Annotated in this window: 15 protein-coding genes; 10 read left to right on the forward strand and 5 right to left on the reverse strand. The window is 72.4% G+C overall.

Annotated elements, in window-relative coordinates; translation table 11 throughout:
* The first annotated feature begins 80 nt into the window (after window positions 1–80).
* The 4 genes from ACWDRR_RS17940 (at window position 81) to ACWDRR_RS17955 (ending at window position 3,107) form a co-directional block, all read left to right on the forward strand.
* Window positions 81–239, forward strand: a complete 159-nt coding sequence (locus tag ACWDRR_RS17940; protein WP_449773133.1) for a hypothetical protein — start codon at window positions 81–83, stop codon at window positions 237–239.
* Window positions 236–1,390 carry a molecular chaperone DnaJ gene (dnaJ, locus tag ACWDRR_RS17945; protein WP_449773134.1) on the forward strand — a complete coding sequence of 385 codons (1,155 nt, stop codon included), beginning with the start codon at window positions 236–238 and terminating at the stop codon, window positions 1,388–1,390. Before ACWDRR_RS17940 ends, dnaJ begins: the two co-directional genes overlap by 4 nt.
* A gap of 7 nt (window positions 1,391–1,397) precedes the next feature.
* Window positions 1,398–1,904: a heat shock protein transcriptional repressor HspR gene (locus tag ACWDRR_RS17950; RefSeq protein WP_449773135.1), complete on the forward strand. Its 507-nt coding sequence runs from the start codon at window positions 1,398–1,400 to the stop codon at window positions 1,902–1,904.
* Window positions 1,905–2,117: 213 nt separating this feature from the next.
* Window positions 2,118–3,107 (forward strand): hypothetical protein, encoded by a 990-nt coding sequence (locus tag ACWDRR_RS17955; RefSeq protein WP_449773136.1) that lies wholly within the window; start codon window positions 2,118–2,120, stop codon window positions 3,105–3,107.
* A 73-nt stretch (window positions 3,108–3,180) separates the two neighbouring features.
* Here the strand turns inward: ACWDRR_RS17955 and ACWDRR_RS17960 are convergent, their stop codons facing one another.
* Window positions 3,181–3,351, reverse strand: a complete 171-nt coding sequence (locus tag ACWDRR_RS17960) for a hypothetical protein (RefSeq protein ID WP_387889543.1) — start codon at window positions 3,349–3,351, stop codon at window positions 3,181–3,183.
* A 344-nt stretch (window positions 3,352–3,695) separates the two neighbouring features.
* On the opposite strand from ACWDRR_RS17960, the gene ACWDRR_RS17965 reads away from it, so the two are divergent.
* The gene (locus ACWDRR_RS17965; protein WP_360635537.1) at window positions 3,696–4,322 is read left to right on the forward strand and encodes a hypothetical protein; all 627 of its coding nucleotides are present in this window, start codon (window positions 3,696–3,698) and stop codon (window positions 4,320–4,322) included.
* A gap of 7 nt (window positions 4,323–4,329) precedes the next feature.
* Here ACWDRR_RS17965 and ACWDRR_RS17970 read toward each other — a convergent pair whose 3' ends face one another.
* From ACWDRR_RS17970 to ACWDRR_RS17980, 3 genes are all read right to left on the reverse strand, one after another.
* Window positions 4,330–5,307 (reverse strand): LuxR C-terminal-related transcriptional regulator, encoded by a 978-nt coding sequence (locus ACWDRR_RS17970; protein WP_449773137.1) that lies wholly within the window; start codon window positions 5,305–5,307, stop codon window positions 4,330–4,332.
* Window positions 5,300–6,289 carry a LuxR C-terminal-related transcriptional regulator gene (locus ACWDRR_RS17975; RefSeq protein WP_449773138.1) on the reverse strand — a complete coding sequence of 330 codons (990 nt, stop codon included), beginning with the start codon at window positions 6,287–6,289 and terminating at the stop codon, window positions 5,300–5,302. Before ACWDRR_RS17975 ends, ACWDRR_RS17970 begins: the two co-directional genes overlap by 8 nt.
* A 693-nt stretch (window positions 6,290–6,982) precedes the next feature.
* Window positions 6,983–8,083: a TDT family transporter gene (locus tag ACWDRR_RS17980; RefSeq protein ID WP_449773139.1), complete on the reverse strand. Its 1,101-nt coding sequence runs from the start codon at window positions 8,081–8,083 to the stop codon at window positions 6,983–6,985.
* Between the two features lie 70 nt (window positions 8,084–8,153).
* On the opposite strand from ACWDRR_RS17980, the gene ACWDRR_RS17985 reads away from it, so the two are divergent.
* The 4 genes from ACWDRR_RS17985 to ACWDRR_RS18000 all read left to right on the forward strand — a co-directional run bounded on the left by ACWDRR_RS17985 (window position 8,154) and on the right by ACWDRR_RS18000 (window position 13,920).
* On the forward strand, window positions 8,154–9,128 hold the full coding sequence (locus ACWDRR_RS17985; RefSeq protein WP_449773140.1) for a LysR family transcriptional regulator: 975 nt from the start codon (window positions 8,154–8,156) through the stop codon (window positions 9,126–9,128).
* 84 nt (window positions 9,129–9,212) lie between these two features.
* Complete coding sequence (gene clpB, locus ACWDRR_RS17990; RefSeq protein ID WP_449773141.1) at window positions 9,213–11,834, forward strand: ATP-dependent chaperone ClpB; 2,622 nt, start codon at window positions 9,213–9,215, stop codon at window positions 11,832–11,834.
* A gap of 227 nt (window positions 11,835–12,061) precedes the next feature.
* The gene (locus ACWDRR_RS17995) at window positions 12,062–12,625 is read left to right on the forward strand and encodes a YbjN domain-containing protein (RefSeq protein WP_449773142.1); all 564 of its coding nucleotides are present in this window, start codon (window positions 12,062–12,064) and stop codon (window positions 12,623–12,625) included.
* A 125-nt stretch (window positions 12,626–12,750) separates the two neighbouring features.
* Complete coding sequence (locus ACWDRR_RS18000) at window positions 12,751–13,920, forward strand: pyridoxal phosphate-dependent aminotransferase (RefSeq protein WP_449773143.1); 1,170 nt, start codon at window positions 12,751–12,753, stop codon at window positions 13,918–13,920.
* Window positions 13,921–13,928: 8 nt separating this feature from the next.
* Here ACWDRR_RS18000 and ACWDRR_RS18005 read toward each other — a convergent pair whose 3' ends face one another.
* Window positions 13,929–14,471: a hypothetical protein gene (locus tag ACWDRR_RS18005; RefSeq protein WP_449773144.1), complete on the reverse strand. Its 543-nt coding sequence runs from the start codon at window positions 14,469–14,471 to the stop codon at window positions 13,929–13,931.
* 133 nt (window positions 14,472–14,604) lie between these two features.
* Here ACWDRR_RS18005 and ACWDRR_RS18010 point away from each other — a divergent pair.
* Window positions 14,605–14,855 (forward strand): GntR family transcriptional regulator (locus tag ACWDRR_RS18010; protein ID WP_449773145.1); only part of this gene is annotated, 251 nt, incomplete at its 3' end.

A 14,855-nucleotide genomic window follows, 5' to 3' on the forward strand; every position in this document is an offset into this window, starting at 1 on the left:
GGGGTGACCGGTGGATCCGGGCCCGGCGGGCGCACCCGCCCCGGATCCCTACCTGTTGACTCCGGGAGGTGGCGGCAGCCATGAGCGAGCGCAGCGAGCGAATCGACCGGGGGAGCGCGTTCCGCGCAGCGGCTGCCGAGCGAAGCGAGGTGGGCGTCATGAGCGAGCGCAGCGAGCTCGTCATCGAGGGGAGCGCGTTCCGCGCAGCGGCTGCCGAGCGAAGCGAGGTGGGCGCATGAGCGGCAAGGACTACGTGGAGAAGGACTACTACAAGGTCCTCGGCGTGCCCAAGGACGCCTCCGCCACCGAGATCAAGAAGACGTACCGCAAGCTGGCGCGCGAGTTCCACCCCGATGCGAACAAGGGCGACACCAAGGCCGAGGACCGCTTCAAGGACATCTCCGAGGCCTATGACGTCCTGTCGGACGACAAGCGCCGCAAGGAGTACGACGAGGCGCGCACGCTCTTCGCCAACGGCGGCTTCCGCTCCGGCGGGCCCGGCGGCGGCAACTACAGCTTCGACTTCGGCGACCTCTTCAGCGGCAGCCAGGGCGGCGCCGGTGGCGGCGGCGGGATCGGCGACGTCTTCGGCGGCCTGTTCAACCGGGGCGGCCGGCAGGCCCAGCCCCGGCGCGGCGCCGACGTCGAGACCGAGGTGACGCTCTCCTTCGAGGAGGCGGTGGACGGCGCGACCGTGCCGCTGCGGATGACCAGCCAGGCCGCCTGCCGTACCTGCAGCGGCACCGGCGCCAAGGCCGGCACCACCCCGCGGGTCTGCCCGACCTGCGTCGGCGCCGGCACGGTCAGCCGCGGCCAGGGCGCCTTCGCCCTCTCCGAGCCGTGCCGGGACTGCCGCGGCCGCGGCATGATCGTCGACGATCCGTGCCCCGACTGCCACGGCAGCGGCCGGGCCAGCTCGGCGCGCACCATGCAGGTCCGGATCCCGGCCGGCGTCCAGGACGCCCAGCGCATCCGGCTCAAGGGCAAGGGCGCCCAGGGCGAGCGCGGCGGGCAGTCCGGCGACCTCTACGTCACCGTGCACGTCGACGCGCACCCCGTCTTCGGGCGCAAGGCCGACAACCTGACCGTGACCGTGCCGGTGACCTTCCCCGAAGCGGCTCTGGGCGGCACCATCGAGGTACCGACGCTCAACGGCCCCTCGGTGAAGCTGAAGCTGCCCCCGGGCAGCGCCAACGGCCTCACCCTGCGGGCCCGCGGCAAGGGCGCCACCCGCAAGGACGGCACCCGGGGCGACCTCCTGGTCACCGTGGAGGTCGTGGTGCCCCAGCACGTCACCGGCGACGCGCTGACGGCCCTGGAGCAGTACCGCGAGGCCACCGCCTCCGACGACCCGCGAGCCGCCCTCTTCAAGGCGGCGAAGGGAGCGTGACGACCAGATGACCCCCGACAGCGGCCCGATCGGCCCCGGCATCGGCGAAGGCCTGCCCGGCGGCGCCCCGCGCGCCCGCCGCACGGCACCGCCGCCGCACTACGTCCTCACCGAGGACACCCCGGTCTACGTGATCTCGGTCGCCGCCGAGCTCTCCGGGCTGCACCCGCAGACCCTGCGCCAGTACGACCGCCTCGGGCTGGTCTGTCCCGACCGCACCGCCGGCCGCGGCCGGCGCTACTCCAGCCGCGACATCCAGCAGCTGCGCGAGGTCCAGCGGCTGTCCCAGGACGAGGGCATCAACCTGGCCGGCATCAAGCGGATCATCGAACTGGAGAACCAGGTCACCGCGCTCCAGTCCCGGATCGCCGAGCTGGTCGACTCGCTCGAGGGCGCCGCCTCCGCGCTCCAGCAGCGCGAGGCCGCCGTGCACGCCTCCTACCGGCGGGATCTCGTCCCGTACCAGCCGCCGAGCCAGTCCAGCGCACTGGTCGTCTGGCGTCCCAAGCGGTAACCCGGCCACCACGGCACCCGCCGCCGGCTCCCTCCTGATCGGGGGGTGCCGGCGGCTCGCTTGTCTGTGAGAGAGTGCTGGACCGGAGCGTGCCCCTGGCAGGCGGTGCTGTCGGTGGCAGTCCTCCTGGCCGCGATCGCAACCTAGGATGCCTGGTACAACCGACTTTAAGAACGTTGACTACTTGTCCGGGTCGACGACAGGGAGCCGAAGATGAGTGGGCGAGAGCAGCCCGGTTCCGCAGGTGGCGGATCGCGAATACTGTCTGCGGATGCCCGAACGCTCTATCTCAGGACCGTCCACGGCAATGGCCGGCTGGCGATCGGCGCCGGCCCCGGTGAGAGCGCCGCGCTCCGCGAGCTCATGGACCTCGGTCTCCTCATTCCCGACAGCGACGAACCCGGCTCGCTCATCGCCGTCGACCCGGCCCAGCTCTCCTTCAGCCTGAGCTCCGCCTGGCAGCGCCAGGCGCTCGATCTCCTGGCCCGGGCGGTCGCCCTGCCGACCGATCTCAGCGAATTGGCCGACGCCTTTCACAGCCCCGACCAGTCGGGCGGCCCCATCGAATACGTCCAGGGCAAGGCGCTCATCAATCAACGCCTTCAGCAGTGCATGGCCACCGGTATGACCGAGGGGCTCGCCATGCAGCCGGGCGGCCCGCGCCCGCCCGAGCTGCTCGCCGCGGGAATGGAACGGGACCTCAAGAGCCTGCAGCAGGGCGCTTCGATGCGCACGATCTACAACGCGAGCACCCGATACCACCAGCCCACCCGGGAATACGTCTCACGGCTGGCGAAGGAGGGTTATCAGTTTCGCACCCTGGACGAGCCCTATGCCCGCCTCATCATTGTCGACCGGCGCCTCGCGGTAATTCCGGTGGGCGATGACGACCTGGCCGCTTTCATCCACGATCCGGCGGTCATCAAATATCTCGTGGAAGAGGTATTCGAGCGGAACTGGGGCCGGGCGCTGGAGTTCGACGGCGACACCACCGTCCCGCAGCAGGTGGTCTCCCGGCTGCGCCAGACGATCATCGAACTGCTTCTTTCCGGTACGAACCATCGGGTCATCGCCCGCAGACTCGGCATCAGCGAGCGCACGCTGGCGCGACATATAGCCGAGATGCGGGAGGACTACAACGTCGACTCCCTGTTCCAACTGGGCTACATGCTCGGCCGGGCCGCGCAGCACAGACCCGAGTGAGCGGCCCCGAGGACGGCGGGCGCCCGCGCCTGGAGCCTTTCGGCACTCGAACGTCGACTATGACAGGGAGCGGTCAGCCCCAGTTCATGTCATTCGCAACGAGGTAAACCGCGGCCTGGGTGCGGGAATCATCGGCACCTGCGTCCGCCTGCGACTGCGCACTGCTTGACATGACGCAGACACCGACCAACGCCCCAGCTGCGATGGCAATCGGAAGCACGACCTTGCGCACAAGCTTGGACATACGGGACACCAGCCCACTCCTTTCCGAAAGTTGCTCAAGCTGAACTAATAGCACTGGAGTCCACATGATGCCGCACACCGAGTTGTGGTGTCACCTCCCCGTTGTCCCCCGGCGGCGTCATCTCCCTGCCAGGCAGCCAGATGACAGGGCAGAAACCTGGACGCGACCGTGACCACTGATAGACGATCAGTTCGCCCCCGATGGTCCAGCACCAGGTCAAAAACCTGTTGCTGTACGGTCAATTCTTCATCACCACAGGGCACTGGATCCACCTGAAGCAGCAACTACTCTCAACGCCTGCCGGCACCGTCCCCCAATCCGGTCGGCCTTCCCCCGGAGTCGACATGACCGAGCCCTACCTGCGTCACCACGACAGCCAGGCCCCCGAGGGCCGGCGTGCACGCGTGTTCCTGGCCGCGCCGCTCATGCGGCTGACCGGACCGGCGGACAGCGTGGTGACCCTGGCCAGCCGGACGCGGCTGACGACACTTCGCACCACGCTCCTGCGCAGCGGCGCCGCCGTGTACAGCGCCCACCACAGTGACGCCTGGACCGTCGCCGGCCGGGCCCCCGAGCCCCGGGTGCCGTCGGACTTCCGGGCGCTGCAGTCCGCCGACCTGGTCTTCGCCTACGTCGGCGCGCCGCTCTCCGCCGGCGTGAGCCTGGAGCTGGGCTGGGCGTCGGCCCTGCGCAAGCCGATCGTCCTGCTGGTGGACGAGGCGATCACGCACAACCCGCTGATCGCCACCATCGAGCAGGTCGCCCCGGTGCTGCCGCTGGTCTTCGACGACACCTGGTCGCAGGAGGCCCTCCACCACACCGTGGAGACCGCCCTCGACTGGGCCGGCATGGCGCTGTCGCTGCGCGAGGGCTTCTGGACCGCCCCCGGCGACCAGTTCAGCGTTCCCCGGCAGCAGCCCCCGGTGGTCGGCCCGACCGGCTACTGGCCGACCGGCGCGGCGACCGGCTGACCTCGGCTCAGGCACCGGACTCCCCCGTCCGGGCTCCCCGCATCTGCCAGCCGAGCTGGAAGAGCGTCTCGGCGTCGTACAGCTCCCGCAGCCGGGAGATGTGACCGGCCACCGTCCGCTCGCTCAGACCCAGCCGGCTCGCGATCGCCCGCTGCGTCAGTCCCTGCGACAGCAGCCGGCCGATCTGGTCGTGCACCGCCGGCTCGGCCGCCCCCGCGGCCAGCGCCGACCAGTTCACCCCCTCCGCCTGCCGCCACTGCTGCTCGAACACGTCCACCAGGAAGGCGACCATCGCGGAGTCCTCCACCAGGGCCGCGCTGCTGTTGTCCGGGGCCGCCGGGATGACCGCCACCCTGCGGTCGAAGATCAGCACGCGTTTGAACGGCGCGGCCAGGGTGCGGATCGGGCTGCCGAGGCGGGCCGAGGTCGCCGCGTACGCGACGGTCGGGGCGTCGAGGCGGGCGCTCGCCTCGTAGATGGTGCGCATGGTGCCGCCGCGTTCGAGGTAGCGGCGGGTGTGCTCCAGGGTGTCCTTCATGTGGGCGGGCGGCCGGGCCCCGCCGGGCTGGGCCGCCCAGGCCTCGCGGCGGTGCTCGTCGGCGAGCTGCGAGATCAGGTGGCGGATGTGCTCCATTCCGGTGATCCGCCGGACGCCGCCGGTGGGGTCGTACCGGCCGGGCGCCGCGTCGTAGGCCTGGGTCAGGTCGTCGAGCAGCTCCGGCACGAGCGCCGCCCGGGCCAGCAGGCGGGCGCCCTCCTCCCGCAGGCCGGCGCCGATCCGCTCGCCGACCGCACGCGGGTTGACCGCGCTGTACACCCCGTCCGCGTGGCGCAGCGTCAGCAGCCCGACGGCGGTCAGCTGGCGGACCGCCGGGGCGTCCTCCACGCGCACGTCGGCGATCCGCAGCCGCCCGCCGTCGCGCAGGACGGTCCGGTACAGCTCGCGGGCGTCGGCGTCGGGCAGCGGCACGTGGGTCTCAGTCATCCTGCCCGCCCCGCATCAGCCAGCCGAGCTGGAAGAGGGTCTGCGCGCCGTAGCGCTCGCGCAGCCGGGAGATGTGGGCGGCGACGGTGCGCTCGCTCAGGCCCAGCCGGGTGGCGACGGCGCGCTGGGTGAGGCCCTTGGCGAGCAGCCGGCCGACCCGGTCCGGGGCGTCCCGGGCGGCGCCCCGCGCGGGGGTGCCGGTCCAGTCGGCGGCGTCGGCGCGGGCCCAGTCGCGTTCGAAGGCGCCGACCAGGAAGGCGATCGCGGCCGGGTCGGAGATGAAGGCGGCGGTGCTGTTGTCCTCGTTGGCGGAGATCACCGCGACCGAGCGGTCGAAGACGAACAGGCGCTGGAACGGCTCGTCCAGGATCCGGATCTGCGAGCCGTGCCGGGTGACCTCCTCCGCGTAGGCGAGCGCGGCCGGGTCGGAGACCGCGACCGGCTGGTAGAGGGTGCGCAGCGAGCAGCCGCGCTGCAGCAGCCGGACGTCCTGGAGGAGCGCGATCTTCAGCGCGTCGGCCGGGCGGTGGCCGGGCTGGGCGGTGAGGACCTCCGTCCGGCAGTCGGCGACCAGCTGGGAGATCCGCTGGCGGATGTGGACGTGGCCCTCGATGTGGACGGCGCCGCCGGAGCGCCCGGGCGGGCGGGGCATCGCGTCGTAGGCACGGGTGAGGGTGTCCAGGACCCCGGGGAGGTTCTCGGCGCGGACCAGCAGCCGGGTGGCCTCGCTGCGCAGTTCGGCGCCGAGCCGGTCGCTGACCGAGCGTGGGCTGACGGCGGTGTAGCAGGCGTCCATCGGGTTGGGCATCAGCAGGCCGATGTCGACCAGTCGGCGCAGCGCGGCCCAGTCGGCCTCCGGGACGTCGGCCGCGGGCAGGCGGCCGCCGCCGGCGACGACGGCCAGGTAGAGCCGCCGGGCCGCCTCGTCGGGCTCGCCGCCCGGCGCGCCGGTGCCCGGGGCGGGCGTCGGATCCGCCGTCACCTCGAACACTCCCTGCCGGATGGGTCTCGGACCTGCCTGTGTCGCGTGCGCCCCCGCGCGTGTCGATCGTGGTCCCACGTACCGTGCGCCGCACGCGATCACGGTACTGCGAACCGGCGGACCCCCAGGTCCCGGGTGCCGTCGCACACCGGGCTTCCCGGGGGCCGCCGGTAGCACGCCAATCCCAGGGTGCTTCCGGCGAGGCGGAGCAGCAACGCCTCGCCGGATCCGGTCCCGGGGACCATCACCACACATGGCTCCCGGCCGGCGCTCTTCCCCCCGATATGCAGGTACGGACGTACCTTTCGCATCCAGTATTGAAGAGCAAGTCACCACCATCGGGCTGCGGTTGCCCGGACGGCCTTGGCGTGTCTCCACCATCACAGCGTGACGGCCGGTGAACAAGTGCCGCCCGAGTGCATGTTTTCGCAATTGCAGGAACCTGCACCGAGGGTCGGGAGGGGCGTGCCGGCGGATCCGGTCGGCCGGCGGGAAAGGCGTGGTCAGCGCGGTGGCGGACCGGGGGGCGACCGTCCGTTCAGTCGGCCCCGGAGGGCAGCGCTCCGGATCCGCAGTGCACCTGCGTAGATCCTCCCCGATCTCCGCACAATTTCTGCACGGATCTCCCGGGCGAATGTCCACTACCTAGCGTGATCGGCGACGCCCCCACCGTGACGGCCGCCGGCCCGCGCCTCACCGGGCCAGCAGCCGCCCGCCGGCCAGCCCGGCGGCGGTGCCGCCGGCCGCGAGGGCCCAGGCGGCGGCCAGCAGGACGAAGAGCCCGGCCGCGAGGCCGGTGAACCCGGCGAAGCCGGTGTGCCGGGCGAGCGCGGAGGCACCGGTGACACAGGTGCCGATCGGGAAGGTGTACGCCCACCAGGTCATCGCGAAGGGCATCCCGGCCCGGCGGGCGCGCAGATTGGCGGCGACGGCGATGACCAGCCAGAGCATCGCGACCCCGAGCACCGCCACCCCGTAGAGCTCGGCGAGGGCGAGCGCGACCGGCGCGATCTGCGGCGCCACCGGGCGCGCGGCGTCCGCGAGTTGGTGGACGGCCGTGGTGGACTGGCCGAGCGGGCCGAGCACCAGGAAGAGCGACGGGGTGAGCGCCAGGGCGGGCAGCTTGCTGTGCACGAGCCCGGTGAGCACCACCGGCAGCAGCGCCAGGATGGCCAGCAGCCCGACCCCGAACAGCGCGCAGCAGCCGTACAGCAGGCTCTGCTGCGCGGTGCCGGCCGGCAGGTGCGGGACGAGCGCGGGGCCGGTGGCGGAGGCGACCAGCGGCGCGACCACCGGCAGCAGCCAGGTCGGGTTGGCCTCCAGCGGGGTGACGGCGTGCCGGGTGATCATCAGGTAGGGGATGCCGGCCGCGACCGCCAGCGCGTACAGCGTGCCGACGCTCCACAGCACCGCGTCCAGCACGACGGCGGGGCCGGTGCCGATCACCCGCGAGCCGAGGGTGAGCGTGCCGAGGCCGACCGCGAGCATGGCGATCGGCGGGCAGCCGTAGAAGACCGCGGTGCCCGGGTGGTCCAGCAGGTGGGCGCGGGCGGCCTCGCGGTACCGGGTGAGGTGGACCAGCCGGGCGGCGACGAGCACCAGCAGCGCGACCGCCCCGAGCGCCCACATCAGCTCGCCGAACCCGATCAGCCCCGGCAGCCGGACGGGCAGCGCGGCCGCGCCGTTGCCGACGATCGCGGTGCCCATCACCACCGCGTACCAGTTGGGGCCGAGCTGGGCGAGGTCGAAGCGGACGGGGCGGGTGAGCGGTCGGACGCCGGTGAGGATGGCCATGACACCACCGTGCCGTCCGCCGCCGGCCGCCGGTAGCGCCCCGCGCTCTATGAGCACATAGCCTGAGACTATGGCTCTCTCTCCGCACGTCCCCGAGCTCGGCGCGCTGGAACTGCTGCTCGCGGTGGCACGACTGGGCAGCGTCGGACGGGCCGCGGCCGAGCTGGGCGTGAGCCAGCCGACCGCCAGCGCCCGGATCAAGGGCATGGAGCGGCAGATCGGCGTACCGCTGCTGGAACGCTCCCCGCGCGGCTCCCGGCCGACCAAGGCCGGGCTGCTCGTGGTCGAGTGGGCCCGGCACGTGGTGGAGGCGGCGCAGGCGCTGGACGCCGGGATCGACGCGCTGCGCGAGCGGCGGGACGCCCGGCTGGTGGTGGTCGCCAGCCTGACCGTCGCCGAGTACCTGATGCCGGGCTGGCTGCTGGCGCTGCACGACACCAGCCCGGGCACGGCCGTGACGCTGCGGACGGCCAACTCCTCGGACGTCGCCGGGCACGTCCTGGCCGGCGAGGCCGACCTCGGCTTCGTCGAGGGGCCGTCCACCCCGCCGGGACTGGCCGGCGCGGTGGTGGCCGCCGACCGGCTGGTGGTCGTGGTGGCGCCCGGCCACGCCTGGGCGCGCCGCCGCGCCCCGGTGACCGGCCCCGAGCTGGCCGCCACCCCGCTGGTGCTGCGCGAGCCCGGGTCGGGCACCCGGGAGGTCCTGGAGATGGCGCTGGAACCGTACGGCGGTGCGGCGAAGCCGCGGCTGGAGCTGGCCTCGTCGACCGCGCTGAAGGCGGCCGCGATGACCGGGGCCGGGCCGGTCTGCCTGAGCGAGCTGGCGGTGACGGAGGAGCTGGCGACCCGGCGGCTGGTGGCCGTGCCGCTGGCCGAGGGGCTGGACCTGCGGCGTCCGCTGCGTGCGGTCTGGCCGGCCGGGCACCGGCCGAGCGGGCCGGCCCGGGAGCTGCTGGTGCTGACCCGGCGGCCCGGGCCGTCCGGACCGCGCCTGGACCGCTACACCTCCTCGCCCGGGCACCCCAAGCGTTCATCCGAAAGTTGAGCGGAATAGACTCAACTTAGTGCATGCTGTACTCGGCAGAGTCAGTCGGCACAGTTCGCCGCCAGCAAGGAGGACACCCCAGCAGTGGACGCCAGCAAGTTCACCACCAAGACGCAGGACGCCCTGTCCGCCGCGATCCGGCAGGCCGGCGCCGCGGGGAATCCGGACGTCAAGCCGGTGCACATCCTGATCGCCCTGCTGGAGCAGCCCGAGGGCATCGCCGGGCCGCTGCTGAAGGCGGTCGGCGCGGATGCCACCCGGATCGACACCGAGGCCCGCCGGCAGCTGACCGGGCTGCCGCGCGCGATGGGCTCCACCGTCGCCGCGCCCCAGCTGGCCCGGGACACGCTGGCCGTGCTCACCGAGGCCGGCAAGCGCGCCGACGACCTGGACGACCAGTACGTCTCGACCGAGCACCTGATGGTCGGCCTGGCCGCCGAGGGCGGCGCGGTCGCCGAACTGCTCGCCCAGCAGGGGGCCACCGCGAAGGCCCTGCTCGCCGCCTTCAAGGACGTCCGCGGCAGCGGGCGGGTCACCTCCCCCGACCCCGAGGGCACCTACAAGGCGCTGGAGAAGTACGGCACCGACCTCACCCAGGCCGCCCGGGACGGCAAGCTCGACCCCGTCATCGGGCGCGACCAGGAGATCCGCCGGGTCGTCCAGGTGCTCTCCCGGCGCACCAAGAACAACCCGGTGCTGATCGGCGAGCCCGGCGTCGGCAAGACCGCCGTGGTCGAGGGCCTGGCCCAGCGCATCGTGGCCGGCGACGTGCCGGAGTCGCTGCGCGGCAAGCGGCTGGTCGCGCTGGACCTCGGCGCGATGGTCGCCGGCGCCAAGTACCGCGGCGAGTTCGAGGAGCGGCTGAAGGCCGTCCTGAACGACATCAAGCAGAGCGACGGCCAGGTCGTCACCTTCATCGACGAGCTGCACACCATGGTCGGCGCGGGCGCCGGCGGCGACTCCGCGATGGACGCCGGCAACATGCTCAAGCCGATGCTGGCCCGCGGCGAGCTGCGGATGGTCGGCGCCACCACCCTGGACGAGTACCGCGAGCGGATCGAGAAGGACCCGGCCCTGGAGCGCCGCTTCCAGCAGGTGCTGGTCGGCGAGCCCAGCGTGGAGGACTCGATCGCCATCCTGCGCGGCCTCAAGGGCCGGTACGAGGCGCACCACAAGGTGCAGATCTCGGACGCCGCCCTGGTCGCCGCCGCCACCCTGTCCAACCGCTACATCACCTCGCGCTTCCTGCCCGACAAGGCGATCGACCTGGTCGACGAGGCGGCCTCCCGGCTCCGGATGGAGATCGACTCCTCCCCCGTCGAGATCGACGAACTCCAGCGCGCCGTCGACCGGTTGCGGATGGAGGAGCTGGCCCTGGAGAAGGAGTCCGACCCGGCCTCGGTCGACCGGCTGACCCGGCTGCGGCGCGATCTCGCCGACAAGAACGAGCAGTTGAGCGTGCTCACCGCCCGGTGGGAGCAGGAGAAGAAGAGCCTCAACCGGGTCGGCGAGCTGAAGGAGCGGCTGGACGACCTGCACGGCGCCCTCGAACGCGCCCAGCGGGACGGCGACTTCGAGCGCGCCTCCAAGCTGATGTACGCCGAGATCCCGGCCGCCGAGCACGAGCTGGCCGAGGCGCAGGAGCGCGCCGCCGACGAGGACACCTCCGCCTCGATGGTCAAGGAGGAGGTCGGCCCGGACGACGTCGCCGACGTGGTCGCCTCCTGGACGGGCATCCCGGCCGGCCGGCTGCTGGAGGGCGAGAGCTCCAAACTGCTGCGCATGGAGGACGAGTTGGGCCGGCGCCTGATCGGCCAGAGCGAGGCCGTCCGGGCCGTCTCGGACGCGGTGCGGCGCACCCGCTCCGGCATCGCCGACCCGGACCGCCCGACCGGCTCCTTCCTGTTCCTCGGCCCCACCGGCGTCGGCAAGACCGAACTCGCCAAGGCCCTGGCCGACTTCCTGTTCGACGACGAGCGGGCGATGGTCCGGATCGACATGAGCGAGTACGGCGAGAAGCACTCCGTCTCCCGGCTGGTCGGCGCCCCGCCCGGCTACATCGGCTACGAGGAGGGCGGCCAGCTCACCGAGGCCGTCCGCCGCCGCCCCTACAGCGTGGTGCTGCTGGACGAGGTGGAGAAGGCCCACCCCGAGGTCTTCGACGTGCTGCTCCAGGTGCTGGACGACGGCCGGCTCACCGACGGCCAGGGGCGCACGGTCGACTTCCGCAACACGATCCTGATCCTCACCTCCAACCTGGGCAGTCACGCCTTCAACGAACCGGGCCCGGTGGACCCGGCCACCCGGGACGAGCGGAGGAAGCAGCTGGTCCTGGACGCGGTGCGGGCCGCGTTCAAGCCGGAGTTCCTCAACCGCCTCGACGACATCGTGGTGTTCGACCCGCTGGGCACCGCCGAGCTGAGCCGGATCGTCGACCTCCAGGTGGCCCGGCTGGCCGCGCGCCTCGGCGAGCGCCGGCTCAGCCTCGACGTCGACGCGGCCGCCCGGGACTGGCTGGCGCTCACCGGCTACGACCCGGCGTACGGCGCCCGGCCGCTGCGCCGTCTGGTGCAGTCCGCGATCGGTGACCAGCTGGCCCGGGCGATCCTCTCCGGCCAGGTGCACGACGGCGACACCGTCCTGGTCGAGCGGGCCGAGGAGGGCGACCGCCTCACCGTCCGGTCCCGCGGACCCCTGGAGAAGTAGCGCTGCGGAGCCTCCCGGACCGGGCCGCCCCCTCCTCCGAGGGGGCGGCCCGGCGCCGTGCTCACCCTCGGTGTCCACCGCCCCGGACCGGGCTCCGGCAAGATCCACAGACGCCCGCCCCGCCGCCCGGGCGCCCCTGTGAGGCAGGGCCCGAATGAGGCAGGATGGGAGGTGGAAGGGCGGCCTCTCATTGCCGGCCACCACGTGCACTGAGGAAGAGGACCCCCATGAGCATCGACCCGTCGTCCATCCCGTCGTTCGGCGTGCCCCAGGGCGGGCAGCCCGGCGGCCAGGGCGGTCGGCCGGCCGGACCGCCGCCGATCGTCGTCCCGGACCAGGCCCTGGTGACGCAGCTGCTGGACCAGATGCAGCTCAAGCACGTCGTGGACGAGGAGGGCGACCTCACCGCCCCCTGGGAGGGCTTCCGCGTCTACTACATGTTCCGCGGCGAGCAGAAGGAGCTCTTCGCGGTCCGTGCGTTCTACGACCGCGCCTACCCGCTCGAGGACAAGGCCGAGATCCTCGACCTGATCGACGAGTGGAACCGCGACACCCTCTGGCCCAAGGTCTACACCCACACGCACGAGGACGGCGTGGTCCGCCTGATCGGCGAGGCCCAGATGATCGTCGGCACCGGCGTGAACCTGGACTACTTCGTCACGACCACCGCCAACTGGACCCAGGCCGCCGTCGGCTTCGAGCAGTGGATCGTCGAGCGCCTCGGCCTGCAGAAGGAGATCGAGGGCGAGGAGGGCGAGGGCGAGGCCCCCGAGGGCACCAACGAGGCCTGATCCTCCCGCCCCCGGCTCCGCACCGCGGCACGGCCCGCCCCCGGCACCCCCGGCGGCGGGCCGTTCTTGTCCCCGGCCACCCGCTGCCCCGAGGATGGGGCGACGACGAGGCGTGAGGAGCCGCAATGGGTACGAGGCCGCTGCTGAACCGACGGCTGGCCGGGATGGGCACGACGATCTTCGCCGAGATGTCCGCCCTCGCCACCGCCACCGGCTCCATCAATCTCGGCCAGGGGTTCCCCGACACCGACGGGCCCGCCTCGGTGGCCCGGGCCGCCGCCGACGCCGTGCTGGCGGGCCGGGGCAACCAGTACCCGCCCGGCCCCGGCATCCCCGAGCTGCGCACCGCGATCGCCGAGCACCAGCAGCGCTTCCGCGGCCTCGCCTACGACCCGGACACCGAGGTCCTCGTCACCGCCGGGGCCACCGAGGCGATCGCCGCCGCCCTGCTCGCCCTGCTCGAACCGGGCGACGAGGTGATCGCCCTCGAACCCTTCTACGACTCCTACGCCGCCTGCATCGCGATGGCCGGCGCCGTCCGCGTCCCGCTGACCCTGCGCGCGCCGGACTTCCGCCCCGACCTGGAGCGGCTGCGCTCGCTGGTCACCCCGCGCACCCGCCTGCTGCTGCTCAACTCCCCGCACAACCCGACCGGCCTGGTCCTCTCCCCCGAGGAACTGGCCGCGATCGCCGCCCTCGCGGTCGAGCACGACCTGCTGGTGGTCGCCGACGAGGTCTACGAGCACCTGGTGTTCAGCGGCGCCCACCACCCGATCGCCGCGCTCCCGGGCATGCGCGAGCGCACCGTCTCGATCTCCTCGGCCGGCAAGACCTTCTCCTTCACCGGCTGGAAGGTCGGCTGGGTCACCGCCTCCGCGCCGCTGGTCGCCGCCGTCCGCACCGCCAAGCAGTACCTGACCTACGTCAGCGCCGGGCCCTTCCAGTACGCCGTCGCCGACGCCCTGCGGCTGCCCGACGCCTACTTCGACGACTTCCGCGCCGATCTGCTGCGCAAGCGGGACCTGCTCGCCGACGGGCTGAGCGCGGCGGGGTTCCGGGTGTTCCGGCCGGAGGGCACCTACTTCATCACCACCGACATCACCCCGCTGGGTGAGAAGGACGGCATCGAGTTCTGCCGCGCCCTGCCCGAGCGGGTCGGCGTGGTGGCGATCCCCAACGTCGTCTTCTACGACGACACCGAGGCCGGCCGGCCGCTCGTCCGGTTCACCTTCTGCAAGCAGGAGGCAGTGATTAACGAAGCAGTCGAAAGGCTGTCCAAGCTGCGGAAACACTGAGCTTGGCATCACGCCACCGCCCCAGTGAGCACGTGAGCGCGCGGGTAGGTGTACCCGGTGTCCGGTCGTCCGTCCGCCGCCCCTTCGAGCGTCCGCCGCTGGTCTTCGAGGATGACCCCCACCCAGAGCGGCAGCACACGGAAGGTGCCCGGACGGGGCAGAGCCATCGGGTCTTCAGCAACCACTTCGGGGGTCGGCTCGTGTGCGGGCTCGACCGGGGTGGGCTCTTCGACGGCTTCGGGGACGGGCTCGCTGTGCGGCTCGTCCGGCTCCGGGCCTTCGACGGCTTCGGGGGTGTACGGGCGGACCGGGACGTGATCCTCGGCGTTCAGTGGTTGCATCCGCTTGATCACGTGTGCGGGGACGTCCCACAGGGCGGGCATCTCCGGCCACGACGGGGCAGCTGGGGCGGGCGGCTTGGGCTGGAACGCGGGGCCCGTTTCTACGGGCAGGTACAGCGCTATCAAGCCAGCCAGCAGGATGCCGGCCCAGGCGAAGAACACCCAAGGGATAAAGTTGGTCATGTCGGAGCCCTCCACGGCTTCGTCCATTCCCCGGGACGGTTGCAGCCGTCGCCGGGGCTTTCTGTTGTTGAGCCTCTGACGATATCTCAACTCCTCTAAGTCTCCTACCCTCCTACTGTCCTAAGTGGAGCGAATTGCGGCAGCTCTCTACGCTGCTGGCATGCCCGACTCCGCCCAGCGCCCGAAGCGCGTACCGCCGTACCGGCTTGTTGCCGTCGAACTTGCGGCTGAGATTCGCGCGGGCGGGTATGACGATGGGACGCCCTTCCCGTCCGAGTCCGCGCTGAGCCGCCGCTTCGATGTGGCACCCATGACTGTTCGACGGGCGCTCGAAGTCCTTCGCGAGGAAGACGGGCTGATCACCACGCGGTGGGGCAAGGGGTCAGCCGTCGTACCTGCCGACCAGCGACC

The organism is Kitasatospora sp. NPDC003701 (assembly GCF_053587085.1).

Coding starts and splice junctions, on each gene's coding strand:
- ACWDRR_RS17970 (WP_449773137.1), bottom strand. CDS start 5,307: ATGACTGAGACCCACGTGCCGCTGCCCGACGCCGACGCCCGCGAGCTG.
- ACWDRR_RS17965 (WP_360635537.1), top strand. CDS start 3,696: ATGACCGAGCCCTACCTGCGTCACCACGACAGCCAGGCCCCCGAGGGC.
- ACWDRR_RS17995 (WP_449773142.1), top strand. CDS start 12,062: ATGAGCATCGACCCGTCGTCCATCCCGTCGTTCGGCGTGCCCCAGGGC.
- dnaJ (WP_449773134.1), top strand. CDS start 236: ATGAGCGGCAAGGACTACGTGGAGAAGGACTACTACAAGGTCCTCGGC.
- ACWDRR_RS18005 (WP_449773144.1), bottom strand. CDS start 14,471: ATGGACGAAGCCGTGGAGGGCTCCGACATGACCAACTTTATCCCTTGG.
- ACWDRR_RS17940 (WP_449773133.1), top strand. CDS start 81: ATGAGCGAGCGCAGCGAGCGAATCGACCGGGGGAGCGCGTTCCGCGCA.
- ACWDRR_RS17950 (WP_449773135.1), top strand. CDS start 1,398: ATGACCCCCGACAGCGGCCCGATCGGCCCCGGCATCGGCGAAGGCCTG.
- ACWDRR_RS17960 (WP_387889543.1), bottom strand. CDS start 3,351: ATGTCCAAGCTTGTGCGCAAGGTCGTGCTTCCGATTGCCATCGCAGCT.
- ACWDRR_RS18000 (WP_449773143.1), top strand. CDS start 12,751: ATGGGTACGAGGCCGCTGCTGAACCGACGGCTGGCCGGGATGGGCACG.
- ACWDRR_RS17980 (WP_449773139.1), bottom strand. CDS start 8,083: ATGGCCATCCTCACCGGCGTCCGACCGCTCACCCGCCCCGTCCGCTTC.
- ACWDRR_RS17985 (WP_449773140.1), top strand. CDS start 8,154: ATGGCTCTCTCTCCGCACGTCCCCGAGCTCGGCGCGCTGGAACTGCTG.
- ACWDRR_RS17955 (WP_449773136.1), top strand. CDS start 2,118: ATGAGTGGGCGAGAGCAGCCCGGTTCCGCAGGTGGCGGATCGCGAATA.